The organism is Thermoanaerobacter kivui, from assembly GCF_000763575.1.
GTDB lineage: Bacteria > Bacillota > Thermoanaerobacteria > Thermoanaerobacterales > Thermoanaerobacteraceae > Thermoanaerobacter > Thermoanaerobacter kivui.
Map to the genome: position 1 here is coordinate 1 of NZ_CP009170.1, position 21,373 is coordinate 21,373.

Annotated in this window: 18 protein-coding genes and 1 other annotated feature; of the genes, 13 read left to right on the forward strand and 5 right to left on the reverse strand. The window is 35.5% G+C overall.

Features of this window, described 5'->3' with window-relative positions; translation table 11 throughout:
* The first annotated feature begins 100 nt into the window (after positions 1 to 100).
* The 5 genes from dnaA (at position 101) to remB (ending at position 4,371) form a co-directional block, all read left to right on the forward strand.
* Positions 101 to 1,432 carry a chromosomal replication initiator protein DnaA gene (dnaA, locus tag TKV_RS00005; protein WP_049684237.1) on the forward strand — a complete coding sequence of 444 codons (1,332 nt, stop codon included), beginning with the start codon at positions 101 to 103 and terminating at the stop codon, positions 1,430 to 1,432.
* 234 nt (positions 1,433 to 1,666) lie between these two features.
* A complete protein-coding gene (gene dnaN / locus TKV_RS00010) occupies positions 1,667 to 2,779 on the forward strand; it encodes a DNA polymerase III subunit beta (protein ID WP_049684238.1) in 1,113 nt (370 codons plus the stop codon).
* Between the two features lie 17 nt (positions 2,780 to 2,796).
* Positions 2,797 to 3,003: a S4 domain-containing protein YaaA gene (yaaA, locus tag TKV_RS00015; protein ID WP_049684239.1), complete on the forward strand. Its 207-nt coding sequence runs from the start codon at positions 2,797 to 2,799 to the stop codon at positions 3,001 to 3,003.
* 10 nt (positions 3,004 to 3,013) lie between these two features.
* Positions 3,014 to 4,102, forward strand: a complete 1,089-nt coding sequence (gene recF / locus TKV_RS00020) for a DNA replication/repair protein RecF (RefSeq protein ID WP_049684240.1) — start codon at positions 3,014 to 3,016, stop codon at positions 4,100 to 4,102.
* Between the two features lie 11 nt (positions 4,103 to 4,113).
* Positions 4,114 to 4,371 (forward strand): extracellular matrix regulator RemB, encoded by a 258-nt coding sequence (remB, locus tag TKV_RS00025; RefSeq protein WP_049684241.1) that lies wholly within the window; start codon positions 4,114 to 4,116, stop codon positions 4,369 to 4,371.
* A gap of 19 nt (positions 4,372 to 4,390) precedes the next feature.
* Here the strand turns inward: remB and TKV_RS00030 are convergent, their stop codons facing one another.
* From TKV_RS00030 to TKV_RS00040, 3 genes are read right to left on the reverse strand one after another with little or no spacing between them, the layout of a single operon-like run.
* The gene (locus TKV_RS00030; protein WP_049684242.1) at positions 4,391 to 5,122 is read right to left on the reverse strand and encodes a type 1 glutamine amidotransferase; all 732 of its coding nucleotides are present in this window, start codon (positions 5,120 to 5,122) and stop codon (positions 4,391 to 4,393) included.
* Positions 5,119 to 6,477 carry a Mur ligase family protein gene (locus tag TKV_RS00035; RefSeq protein ID WP_049684243.1) on the reverse strand — a complete coding sequence of 453 codons (1,359 nt, stop codon included), beginning with the start codon at positions 6,475 to 6,477 and terminating at the stop codon, positions 5,119 to 5,121. Before TKV_RS00035 ends, TKV_RS00030 begins: the two co-directional genes overlap by 4 nt.
* A gap of 13 nt (positions 6,478 to 6,490) precedes the next feature.
* Complete coding sequence (locus tag TKV_RS00040; protein ID WP_049684244.1) at positions 6,491 to 6,820, reverse strand: tRNA-binding protein; 330 nt, start codon at positions 6,818 to 6,820, stop codon at positions 6,491 to 6,493.
* Between the two features lie 217 nt (positions 6,821 to 7,037).
* On the opposite strand from TKV_RS00040, the gene gyrB reads away from it, so the two are divergent.
* Together gyrB and gyrA are read left to right on the forward strand one after the other, a co-directional pair.
* Positions 7,038 to 8,939 (forward strand): DNA topoisomerase (ATP-hydrolyzing) subunit B, encoded by a 1,902-nt coding sequence (gene gyrB / locus TKV_RS00045; RefSeq protein WP_049684245.1) that lies wholly within the window; start codon positions 7,038 to 7,040, stop codon positions 8,937 to 8,939.
* 14 nt (positions 8,940 to 8,953) lie between these two features.
* Positions 8,954 to 11,380 carry a DNA gyrase subunit A gene (gene gyrA / locus TKV_RS00050; RefSeq protein WP_049684246.1) on the forward strand — a complete coding sequence of 809 codons (2,427 nt, stop codon included), beginning with the start codon at positions 8,954 to 8,956 and terminating at the stop codon, positions 11,378 to 11,380.
* An 85-nt stretch (positions 11,381 to 11,465) separates the two neighbouring features.
* Here gyrA and TKV_RS00055 read toward each other — a convergent pair whose 3' ends face one another.
* Together TKV_RS00055 and TKV_RS00060 are read right to left on the reverse strand one after the other, a co-directional pair.
* Complete coding sequence (locus TKV_RS00055; protein WP_049684247.1) at positions 11,466 to 13,532, reverse strand: biotin/lipoyl-containing protein; 2,067 nt, start codon at positions 13,530 to 13,532, stop codon at positions 11,466 to 11,468.
* A gap of 19 nt (positions 13,533 to 13,551) precedes the next feature.
* Positions 13,552 to 15,009, reverse strand: coding sequence for an acetyl-CoA carboxylase biotin carboxylase subunit (locus TKV_RS00060; RefSeq protein ID WP_049684248.1), 1,458 nt, complete (start codon positions 15,007 to 15,009; stop codon positions 13,552 to 13,554).
* A 575-nt stretch (positions 15,010 to 15,584) separates the two neighbouring features.
* Positions 15,585 to 15,823, forward strand: a binding site (T-box leader).
* A gap of 38 nt (positions 15,824 to 15,861) precedes the next feature.
* Between TKV_RS00060 and ilvN the strand changes: the two genes are divergently transcribed.
* From ilvN to leuB, 6 genes are read left to right on the forward strand one after another with little or no spacing between them, the layout of a single operon-like run.
* Positions 15,862 to 16,365, forward strand: coding sequence for an acetolactate synthase small subunit (gene ilvN / locus TKV_RS00065; protein ID WP_029687583.1), 504 nt, complete (start codon positions 15,862 to 15,864; stop codon positions 16,363 to 16,365).
* A complete protein-coding gene (gene ilvC / locus TKV_RS00070; protein ID WP_049684249.1) occupies positions 16,365 to 17,360 on the forward strand; it encodes a ketol-acid reductoisomerase in 996 nt (331 codons plus the stop codon). The genes ilvN and ilvC overlap by 1 nt, the downstream gene beginning before the upstream one ends.
* A 19-nt stretch (positions 17,361 to 17,379) precedes the next feature.
* Positions 17,380 to 18,573, forward strand: coding sequence for a 2-isopropylmalate synthase (locus TKV_RS00075; protein WP_049684250.1), 1,194 nt, complete (start codon positions 17,380 to 17,382; stop codon positions 18,571 to 18,573).
* Complete coding sequence (gene leuC, locus TKV_RS00080; protein WP_049684251.1) at positions 18,564 to 19,817, forward strand: 3-isopropylmalate dehydratase large subunit; 1,254 nt, start codon at positions 18,564 to 18,566, stop codon at positions 19,815 to 19,817. Before TKV_RS00075 ends, leuC begins: the two co-directional genes overlap by 10 nt.
* Positions 19,817 to 20,299 (forward strand): 3-isopropylmalate dehydratase small subunit, encoded by a 483-nt coding sequence (gene leuD, locus TKV_RS00085; RefSeq protein ID WP_049684252.1) that lies wholly within the window; start codon positions 19,817 to 19,819, stop codon positions 20,297 to 20,299. Before leuC ends, leuD begins: the two co-directional genes overlap by 1 nt.
* Before the next feature lie 2 nt (positions 20,300 to 20,301).
* Positions 20,302 to 21,369, forward strand: coding sequence for a 3-isopropylmalate dehydrogenase (leuB, locus tag TKV_RS00090; RefSeq protein ID WP_049684253.1), 1,068 nt, complete (start codon positions 20,302 to 20,304; stop codon positions 21,367 to 21,369).
* The last annotated feature ends 4 nt before the right edge of the window (positions 21,370 to 21,373 follow it).

Sequence of the window (21,373 nt, forward strand, 5' to 3'; positions counted from 1 at the left end):
ATTAACTTATCAATAATTAACTTATACCAGATAACATACTATGCCACCCTTTTTCGTAAGTTATCCACATTTCTTATTGAATGTCTTAGGAGGTCATACAATGTATGGAGATCATCGTCAAGTATGGGAGAGAATAGTGGAGGTCATCAAAAGTAAACTTACCCCCACCAGTTACAACACTTGGCTAGTTCATATAAAGCCACTAGCAATCATTGATAATGTACTTTTTTTAAGCACTCCAAACAGTTTTACAAAAAATATAATAAATGGAAGATATATAAACATAATTCACGACGCTGCATCAAAAGCCACTAACAAACTCTATAACATAAAAATACTGTCTGAAGACGAAGAAGAATACAGAGAAATCAAGGAATCAGTAGAAAAAGAAATATTAAACGAATCAACAACCCTAAGTACCTTAAATCCTAAATATACTTTTGACACCTTTGTGGTAGGGAACAGTAACAAACTTGCTCACGCCGCTTGTCTTGCAGTAGCACAAGCTCCTGCAAAAGCTTACAATCCCCTATTTATTTACGGCGGTGTAGGACTTGGAAAAACTCACCTAATGCACGCCATAGGCCACTTTATCAACAAACATCACAGTGGTTATAAAATAATGTACGTTACCTCAGAAACGTTTACAAATGAATTGGTAAATTCAATAAAAGACGACAAAAATGAAGAATTTAGAAACAAATACAGAAATATTGACGTACTTCTAATAGACGATATTCAATTTATAGCTAAAAAAGAAAGGACGCAAGAAGAGTTTTTCCATACTTTTAATACGCTTTATGAGGCTAACAAGCAAATAGTTATTTCAAGCGACAGACCTCCAAAAGAAATACCTACTTTAGAAGAAAGGCTGAGGTCAAGATTTGAATGGGGCTTAATAGCTGATATACAACCTCCAGATTATGAGACAAGAATAGCAATACTAAAGAAAAAAGCTCAAACAGAAAATCTCAACATACCTGATGAAGTTTTAGCGTATGTAGCAGAGAAAATCCAATCAAACATAAGGGAATTAGAAGGCGCCTTGATAAGAATTGTAGCTTTTTCAAACTTAACAAAATCGAACATAGACTTAGAACTCACCAAACACGCTTTAAAAGAAATTGTCTCTAACAAAACAAGGCAGATAACTGTCAAGCTCATACAAGAAGAAGTTTGTAAATACTACAATATAAAATTAGAAGATTTCAAGTCTCGCAAAAGAACTAAAAATATAGCATATCCTCGACAAATAGCCATGTATTTAGCAAGAGAATTGACAGATTTATCACTTCCTAAAATAGGAGAAGAGTTTGGAAAAGACCATACCACTGTAATACATGCATATGAAAAAATTTCTAATGAAATAAAACAAGACGAACTCCTTTCTCGTCAAATTGAAGAACTTAAAAAAAGAATCAAAGGTTTTTAACATATAAACGGGGATAACCCTGTTTATATGTTTTAAAATTTTTTGTCTGTGAATAATGTTGATATTTTTTTAAAACTGTCTAAAACTTATCCACAGACACCTTTCGACATTTTATTTGGTTTAGAACCCATTACTCACAAAATAACATTTTCTATTACTATGACTACTAAATTATATCTTTTTATTTTATGCTTGAGCTGCAAGAAATATTCTAAATAACAGGAGTGAAAAAAAATGAAATTTGCGTGTGATAAAAATTCATTATCAGAAGGAGTAAATACTGCTATAAGGGGGGTATCCTCCCGCACAACTCTTCCAATACTTCAAGGTATAAAACTAACAGCTCTAAAAGATTTTGTCAAACTTTCTGGAACAGATTTAGATATAGGAATAGAATGTGAAATTCCTGCAACAATAGAACAAGAAGGAGAAGTAGTTGTACCTGCAAAAATTTTCTCTGAACTGGTAAGGAAATTACCAGAAGGAGAAGTTAGTATAAAAACTAATTCTGAGAATATTGTCGATATTACCTGCGAAAGTATAAATTTTACAATTTCAGGAAGTGATGCAGTCGAATTTCCTGAAATTCCTGAAGTATCAAGAGAAAACTCTTTTAGGTTAACTCAAAATCCTTTAAAAGACATGATAAGGAAAACAATATTTTGTATTGCACAGGAACAAACGAGGCCTATTCTCACAGGAGTTTTATTTGAGGTGTTTCAAAATGAAATAAAAGCAGTTGCTTTAGACGGATTTAGAATGGCAGTTTATTCATATACCAGTGAGGAGAAGTTTTTTGAAGAAGAATCAGAAAAATATTCCATAGTGATACCCGGAAAAACTTTAGAGGAGATATACAGGATTTTAAAAGATGAAGACAGTGAAATAGACATATACCATACTTCCAACCAGGTGCTGTTTCAAATAGAAAACACAAAAGTAATATCAAGGCTTTTAGAAGGAAATTATATAAATTACAATGCAGTTTTGCCAAAAGACCACAAAACGCAGGTAAGAGTTAAAAAAGAGGATTTAATGGAAAGCATTGAAAGAGCATCTCTCATAGCTGAGAGCAAAAATAACCTGGTTAAGTTTGAAATTGGAGATAAATTTATCACTGTTTCTTCTAATTCTGAAAAAGGTAAAATGGTAGAAAAGATTGAAGTAGTAGTAAAAGGAATGTTTCTCGAAATAGCGTTTAATTCAAGGTATTTACTTGAGTCTTTAAGAGCTATTGATGAAGAAGAGATAGAGCTTCATTTTATAAATAGCATAAATCCGTTAATAATAAGACCGATAGGGAGTAAAGATTATCTATACATGATACTTCCTGTAAAGCTTAACTGACAAGAGGTGGCTTATTTATGATAGAAGTTGCTATAACAACTGACTATATCACTTTAGGACAGTTTTTGAAGTATGTGAAGGTGTGTGAAACAGGAGGTCAAGCAAAACAACTTATTTTAGATGGAAAAGTAAAAGTTAATGGAGCTATTGAATTAAAACGAGGGAAAAAGCTCCGCAAAAATGATATAATTGAGGTAGAAGGCAAAATTTACGTTATAAAGTGAGGAATTGAGCTTGTATATAAGGGAGCTTTTTGTTGACAATTTTAGAAATCTGCAAAAGCAAAAAGTAGAATTTTGTGATGGAGTCAACATATTGTACGGATTAAATGCTCAAGGAAAAAGTAATCTTTTAGAGAGCATTAGGATTCTTAGCATGGGAAGGTCTTTCAGAGGAAGCAAGACAACTGAATTGATAAAGTTTGGAGAGGATTATTTTTACATAAGAGCTTTGGTACAGCAAGACAATGAGGACAAAAAAATAGAATTTGCTTACAAAAAAAATGAAAACAAAGTAATAAAGATTAACGGCAATAAACTAAAATCTGCTTCTGAGCTTTTGGGTCATTTTTTGACAGTTATTTTTTCCCCAGAAGATTTAAATATAATAAAAGAAGGGCCTTCCCATCGCAGAAAATACATAGATTCTTGTATTTCCATAGTAAGAAAAAGTTATCTTTACAACATAATCCAATATAATAAAATATTAGCTAACAGAAATAAAGTGTTAAAGAGCATAAAAGAAGGAAAAGGAAGAGAAATTTTAGAAGTTTTTGATGAACAGCTTGTAGACTATGGGTCAAAAATTATTTTGACGAGACAACAATACATAAAGACTATGGAGTCTTACGTTAAAAAAATTTTATCTGAAATATCAAAGGAATCCGTTGACATTGTTTATTTAAATAGCATAGGTCTTAAAGAGATGACTGAGGAAGAAATCATAAAAAATAAATTAAAAGAAAAGCTTGCAAAAAATATAGATTTAGATTTAAAGTACCTTACAACTCAGACAGGACCTCATAGAGAAGATTTTAAAATTTTGATAAACGGATATGACTCGAGAATTTATTCTTCACAAGGGCAACAGAGGACTCTCGCTTTATGTCTTAAACTTACGGAATTTGAAATTTTAAAGAGTGAGACAAATAAACGACCAGTGCTTCTTTTAGACGATGTGATGTCAGAACTAGATGACAAAAGAAAAAGATACGTTTTAGAAAAACTTAAGGGTTTCCAGACCTTTATAACTCATACCAATAAAAATGACCTTAAAGGAGATTGTTATTTTGAGATAAAAAATGGGGTTGTAATTAAGGAATAGGGGGTTTTTGAATGTATATCCATTTAGGTGGTAACGTCGTAGTCCCAGATAAAGACATCATAGCTATTTTTGACATAAGTGTTGTCACTACTTCTGATGCAACAGTTCAATTTTTAAAAATATCAGAAGAAGAAGGGTTTGTGGTGAGGATTTCTGATGAAAAGCCAAAATCTTTTATAATCACAGAGAGAGATAAAAAGAGCATAATTTACATGTCACCAATTTCTACTTTTACTCTCATAAAAAGAACTCAAAAAATAGAAGAATAAAAATAGAGGGATTATACCTCTATTTTTTTATGAATCTTTTTATTATTGATTGTTTAGCTGTTTTTTCTAAAGAGTCATCTAATGGTACTAATTCTATTTTTCCGTATTTTCTTTTCAAAGCGCTTAAAATGAGGTAGTCTGCAAATTCAGGATTTTTAGGTAAGACAGGGCCGTGGAGATATGTTCCATACACATTTTTATACACACAACCCTCTGTTTTGTCTTCTCCGTTGTTTCCACTTCCAATTATTATTTTACCAAGAGGTTTTGCTTTTCCAATATAAGTTTTTCCAGAATGGTTTTCAAAACCCACCATTTTAAAAGCTTTTTCATTTATATTTACTTCGATTACTACATTTCCAATCATCCTTTTGGTACCAGCTACAGTCCACACGTCTAATACACCCACGCCTTTTAATTTATCACCTTTTGCGGTTTGGTAATAATTCCCTAAAAGTTGATATCCGCCGCATATACCTAATACTGTCAAGCCGTCTTCAATAGCTGTTTTGAGATTTTTGCCCTTTTTAATTGTCAGGTCATCGCTTACCATTTTTTGTTCTCTATCAGATCCGCCTCCTAAAAAAAGTATATCTACATCGGCAAAATTTGTGTTTGTGTCTACTGTAATCGGCTTTATTTCGACTTCAATATTTCGCCATTCGCATCTTCTTTTTAATGCCAAAATATTTCCTCTGTCTCCGTATAAATTCAGTATGTCTGGATACATGTGGCCAATGACAAGTTTCATTTTTTAGCCTCCTGCGATTTTAAGTATTTATTTACATCATAAAGGGATGTATAATTGGGAAGTACTGCTATTAATTCTTCCTTAGTTAGTTCAGATATTGTATCAAGAGCTTTATCTACAGAGTTTAAAACTTTTATTTTATTAATATCAAAGTTTGCATATTTCAGTCTTACTGCCATGTCCTCAGCTCTTAAACCAGAGGTTATTATATAGTTCACCTTTGTTTTTGATAAAAATTCTTCTATGTTTACATCCCACAGCCATGACACATCTCTTCCGTCTGCGTAATTGTCGTTTATAAATATAACGAGGTTTAAAGGTTTGTTAAATTCTGACAGCATGTTTAAGGTGCTTTCAAAACCTATTGGATTTTTAATGAGATTTATTATTGCTTTTTTGCCTTTTATATAGGTTTTTTGCAGTCTTCCTTCTATTGGCCAATAATCTTGTATTGCTTCTATTATGCTATCTATGTTTATATTCAATAAAATGCTAGTAGAAATTGCGGCTAACAGGTTGTATACATTATAAAACCCTATTAATTTGCTTTTGATTGGCAATACTGCATTTTTGTAAAACAATTTAAAACTTATCCCCTCTTCGCTTAAAGCTATGTCAGTTGCTTTAAAGTGAAGGTCAGGTCTTTTTTTGCCGCAATTAGGGCAATAATAATCCCCCAGTTGTCCATAATATACTCTTTTATAAATATATTTTGTCCCGCAGACAGGACAGTATTTTTGTTCAAAAGATGTAGAAGTGTTTGAATTATTTAAATTACTCTCTACACCGTAATATATTACTTTTAAACTTAAATTGTCACCTATTGAAGCTGTAAAAGGTTCATCAGCGTTTAATAGAACTATAGAATCTTCAGGCAGTTTTAAAAGGGCTTCTTTTACTTTTTCTACTGTTGTGTCCAATTCTCCATATCTATCTAGCTGGTCTCTAAAAAAATTTGTTATCACTACAATGTTAGGTTTTACTTCTTCAATGATTACAGGCATGTTGGCTTCATCTACTTCGAAAACAGCTGCATTTTTATTTAAATTACCTAAAAAATTGCTATTTTTTATTAAGGCTGTGGCAATTCCAGTTTTCATATTTGCTCCTTCTTTGTTGTGTACAACACTTTTCCCAGAAGTGGTCAAAATATGGGCTATTAATCCAGAAGTTGTAGTTTTGCCATTTGTACCTGTTATTATTACTTTGTTTTCTTTTATAGGTTCAATTAACTTTTTTATTAATTTAGAATCAGATTTAAGAGCTATTTTTCCAGGTAAAGATGTTCCACCTTTTCCTGTCATTTTACAAGATATGTTCACAAGTTTACCTAAGTTAACACTTAAAAATTTCATTTTTTACCACCTTCTAGTAAATTTTATTCCCTATTTTTACTTCTCTTTCTGGCTGAAGCAATACTACATTTCCTTCTTCATCATCTACCCCTAGTACTAAAACTTCGGATACGAAGTCTGCAATTTGTTTGGGTGGAAAATTTACTACACACACTACTAATTTATTGTACAAATCTTCTTTTTTATATAGCTTTGTTATTTGAGCGCTAGACTTTTTAATACCTAATTCACCAAAGTCAATTTTTAACTTGTAAGCAGGTTTTTTTGCTTTAGGGAAGTCTTCAACTTCAATTATCCTTCCTACTCTTATGTCAAGTTTTAAAAAATCTTCATAAGTAGCCATTGCATTCACCTCAATTTAAGTATATTATAATATAGGTACATCTGTTAAGTATATTATATTATAGGCAATAATAAAATAAAAAAACATTTCCTTTCTATTTCCCGGGAAATTTTTGTGGGAAATAATCTTGGTTCTCATCTGTATTTTCTTAAAATTGAGTAAATGCAAAAAGAATGATAAAATAGAATTACTGGATAAATTTGCGGAGGTTGTGAATATGGCAAAGGATGAAACTTATACTGCGAGTCAAATACAAATATTAGAGGGTTTAGAAGCGGTAAGAAAAAGGCCAGGAATGTATATAGGTTCTACTGGTAGCAGAGGACTGCATCATTTAGTATACGAGGTAGTCGATAATAGTATAGATGAAGCATTGGCCGGTTATTGCAAAAATATAGTAGTTACTATACACAAAGATAATTCTATAACGGTTGAAGACGACGGAAGGGGTATTCCTACAGATATTCACCCAAAAGTTGGAAAACCGGCTGTAGAAGTAGCTTTAACAATGTTACATGCAGGTGGAAAATTTAATAATGATGCTTACAAAGTTTCTGGAGGATTGCACGGAGTAGGTGTTTCTGTTGTAAATGCATTATCTGAAAAATTAGAAGTTATTGTAAAACAACATGGGAAAATTTATAGGCAAATATATGAAAGAGGAGTTCCAAAAACGGATTTAGAGGTTATTGGAGAGACAGAAGAGACAGGTACAACTATTACTTTTAAGCCGGATAAGGAAATTTTTGAAGAAACTGTATTCGATTATGATGTATTAGCTCAAAGATTGAGAGAATTAGCGTTTTTAAATAAAGGTATAAATATCAAGCTTATAGACGAAAGAGACGGAAAAGAAGAGGTCTTTAATTACGAAGGTGGAATTATATCTTTTGTGAAATATCTCAATAGAAACAAAGAAGTTCTCCATGATGAGCCTATATACATGGAAGCAAAAAACACTGAATATGAAGTAGAGGTTTGCATGCAGTATAATGACAGTTATACTGAAAACATCTTTAGTTTTGCTAATAATATTGATACTAGAGAAGGTGGTACTCATCTAGTAGGCTTTAAAGCAGCTTTGACTAAAGTCATTAATGATTACGCAAGAAAATACGGGATTATAAAAGATAACGAGAAAAATTTACAGGGTGAAGATGTAAGAGAAGGACTTACAGCTATTGTAAGTGTAAAATTAAAAAATCCACAGTTTGAAGGACAGACTAAAACAAAATTAGGAAATTCTGAAATGAGGTCTATTGTAGAAAATGTAGTAACAGAAAAACTCTCGGCTTTTTTAGAAGAAAATCCCTCAGTTGCAAAAATTATAGTAGAAAAAGCTACTCAAGCAGCAAGAGCAAGGGAAGCTGCGAGAAAAGCCAGAGAGCTTACCAGAAGAAAGTCTGCTCTTGAGAATACTACTTTGCCAGGTAAACTTGCCGACTGCTCGGAGAAAGACCCTTCTAAATGTGAGCTTTTCTTGGTAGAGGGTGACTCTGCAGGAGGTTCTGCTAAATCAGGTAGAAACAGTAGATTCCAAGCGATACTTCCACTCCGAGGAAAAATTTTAAATGTGGAGAAGGCAAGACTTGACAAGATATTGTCTAATGAAGAGATAAGAGCAATGATAACTGCTTTAGGTACTGGCATAGGAGATGAATTTGATATAAGTAAGTTAAGGTACCACAAAGTAGTCATAATGACAGATGCGGACGTAGATGGAAGTCATATTAGGACACTGCTTTTAACATTTTTCTATAGGTTTATGAGACCTTTAATTGAAAATGGAAATGTGTACATTGCTCAACCGCCTTTATATAAAATTACAAAAGGCAAAAAGGTGTATTATGCTTACTCGGATAGAGAATTAGACAGGATTTTAAATGAAATTGGAAGGGAAAATTATACTGTTCAAAGGTATAAAGGTCTTGGAGAAATGAATGCTGACCAGTTGTGGGATACAACTATGGATCCAGAGAAGAGGACGATGCTTAAAGTTACATTAGAGGATGCGATAGCTGCAGATGAAATTTTCACCATTTTAATGGGGGACAAAGTCGAACCAAGAAGGGAATTTATAGAAAAACATGCAAAAACAGTTAGAAATTTAGATATATAAAAGAGGTGAAGTAGATGAGTGAAGAAAAAGAGAAAGTAATCCCAGTAGACATTGAAGATGAAATGAAAAAATCTTATATAGATTATGCGATGAGTGTAATTGTTGGAAGGGCACTGCCAGATGTGAGAGATGGTTTAAAACCAGTTCATAGAAGGATTCTCTATGCTATGAATGAGTTGGGATTAACTCCTGACAAGCCCTATAAAAAGAGCGTTGCAGTTGTTGGTGAAGTGTTAGGGAAATACCATCCTCATGGCGATGCGGCTGTTTATGATACTTTAGTGAGACTAGCACAGGATTTTTCAATGAGAGAAACTTTGATAGATGGGCACGGAAACTTTGGAAGCATAGATGGAGACCCTCCAGCTGCCATGAGGTATACAGAGGCGAGGCTTTCAAAAATTGCCCTTGAAATGCTTACAGATATAAATAAAGAAACAGTAGATTTTGTGCCAAACTTTGACGAGACTTTAAAAGAACCAGTTGTGCTTCCTTCTCGATTTCCTAATCTTTTAGTCAATGGTTCTCAAGGCATTGCTGTAGGTATGGCTACCAACATTCCTCCTCACAATTTAGGAGAAGTCATAGATGGCATTGTCGCTTATATAGACAATCCTTATATTTCAGTAGATGAACTGATGAAATATATAAAGGGACCTGACTTTCCTACAGGAGGAATAATTCTAGGAAGAGACGGTATAAAAGAGACTTATGAGACAGGAAGAGGTAAAATTGTCGTTAGGGCAAAGGCAGAAATTGAAGAACATCACGGTAAGATGAGAATCGTAATTACTGAGATTCCCTATATGGTGCTTAAAGCTAAGTTAATTGAAAAAATAGCTGAGTTAGTCCGTGACAAGCACATAGAAGGGATTTCTGATTTGAGAGATGAATCTGATAGGAATGGAATGAAAATTGTAATAGAACTAAAAAGAGATGTCAATCCAAAGGTGATACTTAATAAACTTTACATGCACACACAAATGCAACAGACTTTTGGAGCTATAATGTTAGCTCTTGTAGATGGAGAGCCAAAAATATTAAATTTAAAGCAGATTATAGAAAAGTATGTAGATCATCAAGCAGATGTTGTAACGAGAAGGACCAAGTTTGACTTAAGAAGAGCGGAAGAAAGAGCCCATATTTTAGAAGGATTAAAAATCGCTCTTGACCACATTGATGAAGTGATAAATATAATAAGAAGTTCGAAGACAGAAGCAATTGCTAAGCAAAATTTAATGGACAAGTTTGGGTTAAGCGAAAAACAAGCACAAGCGATAGTTGACATGAGATTAGGAAGGTTGACTGGGCTTGAAAGGCAAAAAGTAGAAGATGAGCTTAAGGAGTTAATTGAAAAGATAAAAGAATTAAAGGAAATTTTGGCAGATGAAAGAAAAGTGCTGGAAATAATCAAAAAAGAGCTTTTGGAAATAAAAGATAAATATGCTACTCCGAGAAAGACAAGCATTGTGGCAAAAGAAGAAGAGTTAGATTTAGAGGATTTGGTTCAATTGGAAGATGTTGTAGTGACAATGACACACTATGGATATATAAAGAGAATGCCTCTTGATATTTATAAAGCTCAAAAACGTGGAGGGAAAGGCATATTAGGTATATCTACAAGAGAAGATGACTTTGTAGAGGATATATTTATCACTACAACTCATGACAGACTGTTGTTCTTTACAAACAAAGGGAAGGTATATAGTTTAAGGACAATAGACATTCCTGAAACAGGAAGACAAGCAAAAGGCACGGCTATTGTCAATCTCATACAAATAGCTCAAGGAGAGAAAGTCACAGCGGTTATTCCTCTTAAAAAGTCAGAAGATATTAAATATGTTGTTATGTGTACTAAAAGAGGCATAATAAAAAAGACTTCTATAGAAGAATTCAGGTCAATTAAAAGAAATGGTATAATAGCTATTACATTGGAGGAGAATGACGAGCTTATAAATACAAAATTAACAAATGGAGAAAGAGAAATAATTATAGGAACTGCTAAAGGCTATGCTATAAGGTTCAATGAAAAAGACATAAGGCCTATGGGAAGAGTGGCAAAGGGTGTAATAGCTATTTCCTTGAGAGAAGATGATGAAGTGGTAGAAATGGACCTTGTTCACCCGGGTAGCGAAATTTTGGTAGTTACAGAAAAAGGATTTGGAAAAAGAACTGATTTAGAGGAATACAGGCTTCAAACAAGAGCGGGAAAAGGAATAATTGCAATAAGACTTAGTGAAAAAACTGGTAAATTAGTATCTATAAGGTCGGTAAATCCGGAAGATGAGTTTATGATAATTTCTGCAAATGGAATTCTTATAAGAATGAAGGTGTCTGAAATATCTAAGATGCACAGAGACACGAGAGGTGTAACTCTTATGAAGCTGGATGATGGTGACAGGGTTGTTTCTACCGCGAGAATAAACAATGAGGAAACTTAAAAAACCCTAAACTTTAAGGGCTTTTTAAATTAACGACAAACCCCACTTTCTATACATGTAAAAAGTGGGGTTTGATTTATACAGATTATGTGGTTTTCTCCAAAGGCTGAAGTACAAAAAGGAGTTGCCCTTCTCCTACCATCTGGTTTACTTTTACACAGATTTCCGCAATCTGAGCATCAAAAGGTGCAAGGATAGGATTTTCCATCTTCATGGCTTCAATGTTGGCAATTTCCTCTCCTTTACGTACTATGTCTCCCACCTTTAAAGTTCCTCTTTGGGGATTGCCAATTCTCCAGACTGTTCCATTAATAGGTGAGCCTATCTCATTGGGTTTAGTGGCCCTTCTGATTTCTGTTTTCCTAGCTCTTGGGGTTTCCACGTTGAAAACCTTGGTCTTGTTGTTTACCTTCAAAACTACATGGATTACGCCATCTGTCTCATTGCCAATGGATACAAGCTCAATAGTGTAGGGTTTGTCATCAAGCTCAAAATCCACCTTATCACCTGGTTTTTTTAAACCTTCTCTCCATACCTTAGTTGGAAGAACTAAAGGTGCATCTCCGTATTTTTCACGAAATTTAATAAAATCTATGGCATCCTTGGGGTGCATGAGATAAAGGATGAATTCTTCTTCAGTGGCAGGTCTTCCAAGTTCTTCGTCTAATTGTTTTCTCAAGGTGGATAAATCTTCATCAGGAATGCTCTCAAGAGGTGAGGTTTCTTTTCTTTCTTTTATTTTCTCCTGCCATTCATCTCCAAAGGTACTCTGATAAACCCAGTCTGCTGGCCAGCCCACAGGAAGCATTCCATAATGCCCTAAAATGAGATTTTTGAAATCACCAGGTGCGCCTCTAAAAAGGGTAAGAAGCTCTGCCTGCTCTTCAGGCTCCATGGCATTAAAATTCTGATTCTTTTCTTCCACAAATTTTCTTAAAAGCCCTATCACATGCTTAATTCCTGCTTCTCCCTTTTCTTTGGCATATTTGTTAACAATGCCACTGCATGTAACCCAGGTAATCTGGGAACCAGGAGTTACATCAAAATATTTCACAATCTGGTTGTAAAGGGACATGACTTCAAGGATATAGGGCATCAAAAAAAGGAAACCTCCCTTTTCTGCTTGTTCAAAAGAGCTTGGGAAAGCCCCACCTGGCATTTTATGCCTTGTAACCATGTGATCAAAGCCTTTAAAGGGAGACTCTGCCCATTCATAATCCCTGATCCATTCCCTTACTTTCTGAACAGCTTTCTCCGCAGAGGATCTATTTAAGTGAACAGGGATGCCTTCTTCTCTGAGCATGGCTTCCACAGCTAAAATAGGGGAATGCCCGTAAAACCTGACAATGGTATCCTCTTCCACGTCAAGGATTTTGGCACCAGCCCTGGCTGCAGCTAAAAGAACCGGTATTGCAAGCCCATCTGTAATATGTCTGTGATAGTTTATGACAAGCTCGGGATACTTCTGCTTTATGGCATCAATAAGCTCAGTGATACTTTTAACAGTCCCCACTCCTGCCATGTCTTTTATGCAGAGAATGATTTCATCAACTCCTCCACAAAGAGCCACAATTTCATCTACTACCTTTAGATAATATTGAGTATCAAACCAGGGGGCAACTGTGTAGGAGATGGCAGGCTCAAAAAGACGTTCTCTTTTCATCACTACCTCAGCCACAGTCCGCATATTCCTTACATCATTTAAAAAGGAAAAGCACCTCCAGACATCTATGTCCACTACACTTACCACATGTTCAATAATATTTTTTGGATAAGGTCTGTATCCCCATAGATTGGTTTCACGGATAAGAGTCTGCAAAAGAACATTGGGCATAAGTTTTCTTAAAATAGCAATCTCCTCAAAAGGACTCTCTCTTCTATTCATGATACCCACATGCCATCTTGCACCCCCGTGACATTCAGCAGAAAAAAGCCCCATTTCATTGTAATAGGGAGCAAGTGTTTCGAGGTCATATATTCGGAGACGATTTTTATAGTCAGACTGTCCAGCATCACGCATGCCCACAGAAACAAAACAAACCCCAGGAAGTTCTCTTACCTTCTGTACAATTTCCCTGGGACTTATCCCAGGTCTAACAAATATCCATGAATTCTGATTATTTTCAGTTTTCTGGTTATTAAATATTACCATAACACTCCTCCTTTACAGGTTACATCCAACTCTGTGGTCCAAGGGCTGAAACCATAGCAATATACTGGGCAATCTTCAAAGCCTCATCATCAGTGGTTTTTTCCTTAAACATGGAAAGAAGTTCTTCAAAATGCTCTTCAATGAATCTGGTTGAAAACTCACCTTCAATGAATTTGGGATGCCTTATAATACTCAAAAGTAAAGGTGCGTTGGTTTTAATACCCTCAACTCTCAGTCCTCTACTTAAAGCTCTATCCATAACTCTTATAGCATCATATCTATCTGTTCCTGCACTCATAACAAGCGTGATAAGTGAGTCGTAATAAGGTGGAACATCAGCTCCTTCATAAACTCCAGATGCTGCTCTGATTCCAGGTCCCTGAGGTATCTCCAAACGAGTAATGGAACCAAAAGAAGGGCTGAAAGTTCTTGGATCCTCTGCATTAACACGCACTTCCATAGCCCAACGGTTGGGATGAATATCTTCCTGAGTAAAGGGAAGCTTTTTCCCTTCAGCTATATCTATCATCAAACTTACAATATCAAGTCCAGTGATTAGCTCTGTAACACCATGTTCCACCTGCAAACGGGTATTCACTTCAAGGAAATAAAATTGCTGGGTTTTGGAGTCGAAAATAAATTCCACAGTTCCTGCAGAATAATAACCTATTTTACGCATAAGCCTTACAGCTGTAAAACAGATTTCCTGCCTCAGTGAAGGATCAAGTGTAGGAGATGGAGCTTCTTCAATAATTTTCTGATTTCTTCTCTGGATGGTGCATTCTCTTTCAAATAAATGAACCACATTTCCATATTGATCTGCAATTACTTGAACTTCTATATGACGTCCTCTTTCAATATATTTTTCAACTAAGAGAGTATCGTCACCAAAAGCCTTTTTTGCTTCAGAACGAGCTTTTTCAAGAGCAACAGATAATTCTTCTTCACTTTCCACCTTTACCATTCCCTTCCCACCACCACCTGCAGCAGCCTTAATCATAATAGGAAAAGTAATCTCTTCTTCTTTCATCCAGCGTAAAACTTCTTCCGTACTTTTCACGTTAGAAATTCCAGGAATGGTGGGAACGTTTGCTCTTTGAGCAATTTTTTTAGCTCTGGTTTTATCACCCATAAGTTCTATAACTTTAGGAGGTGGACCAATCCAAATAAGGCCTGCATCCTGCACAGCCTGAGCAAATTTAGGATTCTCTGCTAGAAAACCCCATCCAGGATGAATGGCATCTGCCCCGGTTTTAAGAGCTGCGTCAATTATTTTTTCCATGTTGAGATAAGAATCGGTTGGCGGACCTTCACCTATGTGTATAGCTTCATCTGCTAAAAATACATGATACGCCAGTCTGTCAGGAGTACTGTAAACAGCTACCGTTTTAATTTTCTTATCCCTACAGGTATTCATAACTCTTACTGCAGGAACTCCTCTATTGGCTACCAAAATCTTATTTATAAGCCTTTTCATAGTATACCTCCTTTGTTTCCTAAACAAAATTTTCATAAAGAAAAAAGAATATTTTTAAATGACCTTTTCAGAATTAAGGTAATACTGGGTGTTAGCCCAAATAATAATATTGCTAACCAAGGCTTACAACTTAAATTTATGATATCAATAAAATAAAACTGAGTCAATGATAAATTAAACAAAGCCTTTTATTGACCAATTTGAGGAAAAATAATATAATTCCAGAGGTGCTCAAATTGAAGCATTGTATGAACTTGAAAAAAGTAGGGCTTAAGGCTGAGCCATCTATTACTAAGCCATCTTTTTCTAAAAAATATTTTGTATTACGACCAGATCCACAGACCAAATCAAGAATTTTTCCACCTTGGATGGAGAATTAATAAAAAGACATGCAAAAACAATTTTTAACGATAGTTTAAAAAGAGCAATTTTTTTGGAAGGTATTTAAAATTTTTTAGTAAATGTAAACGATGGATTATTTAAAATTTACAAATAATTTAGTTGACTAAAGTAAAATATGCTGTTAAAATAACAAGTAACTTTAACTGGATTTACTTTTTTAACAGCATACAGGATAAAAAGCGATGAAGGTGAGGGGTATGCGTGGAGGCTCAAGAGAGCCGGTGGGTGGTGCAAACCGGTGCCGAGGCGCATATTAGATCGCTCTGGAGCTGTATAGCTGAACGGCATGTAGCTTATTAGGCTATACCGGGATTACCCGTTACAGGTCAAGTTGTAAAACTTGGTGAGGCTATTGCCGTGAGGTAATAGCGAAAACAGGTGGTACCGCGTGGAGAAAATCCCCGCCCTGTGGCTCAGGGCGGGGAATGATTTTTTAGGGGGTGATATGATTTGCACATTATATCTGTCCTTGTGAACAATCATCCAGGAGTCTTGTCAAGAGTAGTAGGTCTATTTTCTAGGAGAGGTTATAACATTGAAAGCCTTGCAGTAGGAACGACAGAAAGAGAAGATGTATCCAGAATAACTTTGACGGTGGAAGGAGATGATTACATCGTCACACAGATGATGAGGCAACTTAATAAGCTTATAGATGTCTTAAAAGTACAAAATATAGGGGCAAGGGACAATGTTTCTCGAGAATTGGTGCTAGTTAAAGTAGGTTACGATTCAAATACGAGAGATGATATAATGCATATTGTAGAAACCTTTAGAGCAAAAGTTATAGACATTTCTATTGACTCATTAATCATAGAACTTACAGGAGATAATGAAAAGATAAACGCTTTTATAAATTTAATAAATAAGTTTGACGTAAAAGAACTTGTAAGGACAGGACTTGTATCTTTAGAAAGAGGTAATAAAACATTAAAAGAATTTGAGGGGGAATTGTAATGGCAAAGATGTATTATGATAAAGATGCAGATTTAAATTTACTTAAAAATAAGAAGATTGCAATAATAGGTTTTGGAAGTCAAGGTCATGCTCATGCACTAAATTTGAGAGATTCTGGACTTGATGTAGTAGTTGGCCTTTACGAGGGAAGTAAATCAAAAGAAAGGGCAGAAAAAGAAGGACTGCGAGTTTATACAGTTGAGGAAGCAGCTAAAGTAGCGGATATCATAATGATGCTGATACCTGATGAAAAGCAAGCAAAAGTGTATAAAGAAAATATCGAAAAGAATCTGACAGAGGGTAAAGCTCTTGCTTTTGCTCATGGCTTTAACATTCATTTTAGACAAATTGTTCCTCCTAAAAATGTGGATGTGTTCATGGTGGCTCCCAAGGGTCCGGGACACCTTGTAAGGAGAGTATACCAAGAAGGAAAAGGGGTTCCGAATCTTGTAGCAGTATATCAGGATTACACAGGGAAAGCTTTTGACGTAGCTTTGGCTTATGCGAAAGGTATAGGCGGTACAAGGGCAGGTGTTATTGAGACCACCTTTAAAGAGGAGACAGAGACAGATCTTTTCGGAGAACAAGCGGTGCTTTGCGGAGGAGTCACCGAACTTATGAAGGCAGGATTTGAAACATTGGTGGAAGCAGGTTATCAGCCAGAAATAGCTTATTTTGAATGTGTACATGAAATGAAACTTATAGTTGACCTCATATACGAAGGCGGTTTTAGTTATATGAGATATTCTATTTCGGATACTGCAGAATTTGGAGACTATATGACAGGTAAGAGGATAATAACAGAAGAAACTCGAAAAGAAATGAAAAAAGTTTTGTCAGAAATACAATCAGGGAAATTTGCAAAAGAGTGGCTTTTAGAAAATCAAGTTGGAAGACCACAGTACAATGCTATGAAAGATAAAGAGGCAAATCATCTTATTGAAAAAGTCGGCAAAGGTTTGAGAGAAATGATGGCTTGGATTAAAAAAGAATGAATAAGGAGGTAGATAGGCGATGGGGGTCAAAAGAGTCATTGTTTTTGACACTACGTTACGAGATGGTGAGCAGACTCCTGGTGTCAACTTTAACATTAACGATAAATTTGAAATAGCAAAACAGTTGGTATCTTTAGGAGTGGATGTTATAGAGGCAGGATTTCCAGCGGCTTCTAATGGAGACTTTGAATCAGTCAAAAATATAGCTGATAAATTGAAAGGTGTTACGGTTGCTGCAATGGCAAGGTCTGTAAAAGAGGATATAGACAGAGCTAGCAGCGCTTTGAAAAATGCTGAAAGGTCGAGATTACACGTTTTTATCGCAACTTCTGATATACATCTTAAATACAAACTTAAGATGTCAAGAGAAGAAATGCTTAAAAGAGCCGTTGAAATGATGAAATACGCAAAAGGAAAATTTGATGAGATTCAATTTTCAGCAGAAGATGCTTCAAGAACTGATTGGGACTTTTTGGTAAAAGTTTTTAGTGAGGTAATTGATGCAGGAGCAAATGTAATAAATGTGCCCGATACTGTAGGTTATGCGATGCCAAGAGAATTTGGAGAGCTTATAAAATACATTCGAAATAATGTTCCCAACATCGATGGAGTAATGATAAGTGCTCATTGTCACAACGATTTGGGGATGGCAGTGGCGAATTCTTTATCTGCCATAGAAAATGGTGCAACTCAGGTAGAAGTAACAGTAAACGGAATAGGAGAGAGGGCGGGAAATGCAGCTATGGAAGAGGTAGTAATGGCTTTAAATACGAGAAAAGACTATTTTGGTCTTGTTCACGGGATAAACACAAAAGAGATATATAACACAAGCAAATTGGTAAGTGAACTTACAGGAATTAAACTCCAACCTAATAAAGCAATTGTAGGTGCTAATGCTTTTAGGCATCAGGCGGGAATTCACCAACATGGAGTTATAAACAACAGAGCTACCTATGAAATAATGAAACCAGAAGATATTGGAATAATCCCAGATACTTTTGCATTAGGCAAGCTTTCAGGAAGAAATGCTTTTGAATTGAAAGTCAGACAATTGGGGTACAATCTTTCACCAGGAGAGTTAAATGATGCTTTTAGAAGGTTTAAAGATTTGGCAGACAGAAAAAAGGTCATTATCGATGAGGATATAAGATTTGTGGTAGAGGAGACATTAGAAGAGTTTAGAAGTTTTAAGGAGGGAGAAGCGTGGGCTTAACATTGACACAAAAGATATTTTCAGCAAAAGTTGGTAGAGAAGTCAAAGCAGGGGAGTTAATAGAAGTAGATGTAGATATGGTGTTAGGTAATGACGTCACTGCTCCTGTTGCTATAAAGGAGTTTGAAAAGATAGGAAAAGAAGTGTTTGATAAGACTAAAATCGCTCTTGTTCCTGACCATTTTGTCCCTAATAAGGACATAAAATCGGCGGAGCAAGTCAATATAGTAAGGAAATTTGCTAAAAAACACGGTATAGTAAATTTCTTTGAAGTAGGGCAAATGGGAATAGAGCACGCACTTTTACCCGAAAAAGGACTTGTGCTTCCTGGAGATGTTGTCATAGGTGCTGATTCCCATACTTGTACCTATGGGGCTCTTACCTGTTTTTCTACAGGAATTGGAAGCACTGACATGGCGGCGGCAATGGCGACAGGCAAGGCGTGGTTTAAAGTACCGGAAGCTATAAAATTTGTGTTAAAAGGCAATTTACAAAAATGGGTAAGTGGAAAAGATGTTATCTTGTATATAATCGGGAAAATAGGAGTTGACGGAGCTTTATACAAATCTATGGAATTTACAGGAAACATAAAAGCTTTGTCAATTGACGATAGATTCACAATTGCCAATATGGCGATTGAAGCAGGGGCTAAAAACGGTATTTTCGATTTTGACGAAATTACCGAAGCATATGTTAAAGGGAGAGCAAAAAGAGAATACAAAGTATTTGAAAGAGATGAAAATGCTGAGTACAGCGAGGTTTATGAGATAAATTTAGATGAAATAAGGCCTCAAGTAGCATTTCCTCATTTACCAGAAAATACTAAAAATATTGATGAGGTTGGAAAAGTGAAAATAGACCAAGTGGTTATTGGTTCTTGCACCAATGGACGTATATCAGACATGGAGATAGCTTATAAGATATTGAAAGGCAAAAAGGTTCATCCTGATGTAAGACTTTTAATTTTTCCTGCAACACAGGAAATATACTTAGAATGTGTTAAAAGAGGTTACATCGAAGAGTTTATAAAAGCAGGTGCGGCAGTTTCTACTCCTACTTGTGGCCCTTGCCTTGGAGGGCATATGGGAATTCTGGCTAAAGGAGAAAGGGCGTTAGCTACTACTAACAGAAATTTTGTAGGAAGAATGGGACATCCTGAGAGTGAAGTATACCTTTCAAGTCCAGCTGTTGCGGCGGCTTCGGCTATTGCAGGATATATCGTAAGTCCAGAGGAGGTAGAGTGATGCAAGGGAAAGCTATAAAATACGGAGACAATATAGATACTGATGTCATAATACCAGCAAGGTATTTAAACACATCAGACCCACAAGAATTAGCACAGCATTGCATGGAAGATTTAGACAAAGAGTTTAAAAACAAAGTTCAAGAAGGAGATATACTGGTTGTAGGTGAAAATTTTGGTAGTGGTTCTTCCAGAGAGCACGCGCCAATCGCTATTAAAGCATCTGGTATATCCTGTATAATTGCAAAATCTTTTGCGAGAATTTTTTACAGAAATGCTATAAATATAGGGCTTCCGATATTAGAGTGTAGAGAAGCGGTGGAGGGCATTGAAGAAGGTGATATTGTTTTGGTTGATACAGATAATGGCAGCATAAAAAATTTGACTAAAGGAACAGAATTTAAAGCTCAACCCTTTCCTGACTTCATAAAAGAAATAATGAAATATGGTGGACTTATAAATTATGTCAGAGAGAAGGTGTGACATTGTTTAAAATTGCTGTTTTGCCTGGTGATGGAATTGGACCTGAAGTCATAGAAGAAGGGTTAAAAGTTTTGTCTGCTATAGAAGACAAGTACAAACTTAAGTTTGATGTAAAAAAGTATCCTTTTGGGGGAGAAGCTATAGATAAATATGGTGTTCCCTATCCAGAAGAGACAAAAAATGCATGTCTTTCCAGCGATGTTGTTCTTTTGGGAGCGGTAGGAGGTCCTAAATGGGATGACCTTGAAGGAGATAAAAGGCCAGAGGCGGGTCTTCTGGCCTTAAGAAAAAGCCTAGGGGTTTATGCAAATCTAAGGCCTGCTGTTCTTTATCCTCCTTTAAAAGAAGCTTCTCCTTTAAAAAACGAGTTATTACAAGAGGGTTTAGATATTCTTGTGGTAAGAGAACTTACTGGTGGTATTTATTTTGGACCAAGGGCTACAATCGCTATAGACTATGGTTTTAAGGCTTATGATACAGAAGTGTACCAGACTTCAGAGATAGAAAGGATAGCGGTTATTGCCTTTGAAGCGGCTTTAAAGAGGAAAAAGAAAGTCACTTCTGTAGACAAGGCAAACATTTTAGATTCTTCAAGATTGTGGAGAAAAACAGTGGAAGAAATAAGTAAAAGATATCCTGAAGTAGAATTAAACCACATGTACGTAGATAATTGTGCTATGCAACTAATTAAAAATCCTTCTCAATTTGATGTAATTCTCACTTCCAATATGTTTGGCGATATATTAAGTGACGAGGCTTCCCAACTTACAGGTTCTATAGGTATGCTTCCTTCTGCTAGCTTAAGAGAAGATAAAGTGGGACTTTATGAACCTATACACGGTTCTGCTCCAGATATTGCTGGAACAAAGAAGGCCAATCCTTTAGCTACAATATTGTCAGTTGCTATGATGCTGGAATATTCTTTTGACCTTATAGATGCTGCTAATGACATAAAGGATGCAGTAAATAAAGTTTTAGAGGCAGGTTATAGGACTTTTGATTTAGGAAAAGGAATAATTTTAAATACTCAGGAGATGGGAGATAAAGTGGTAGAGTATGTAAAGGGGTGAGGAG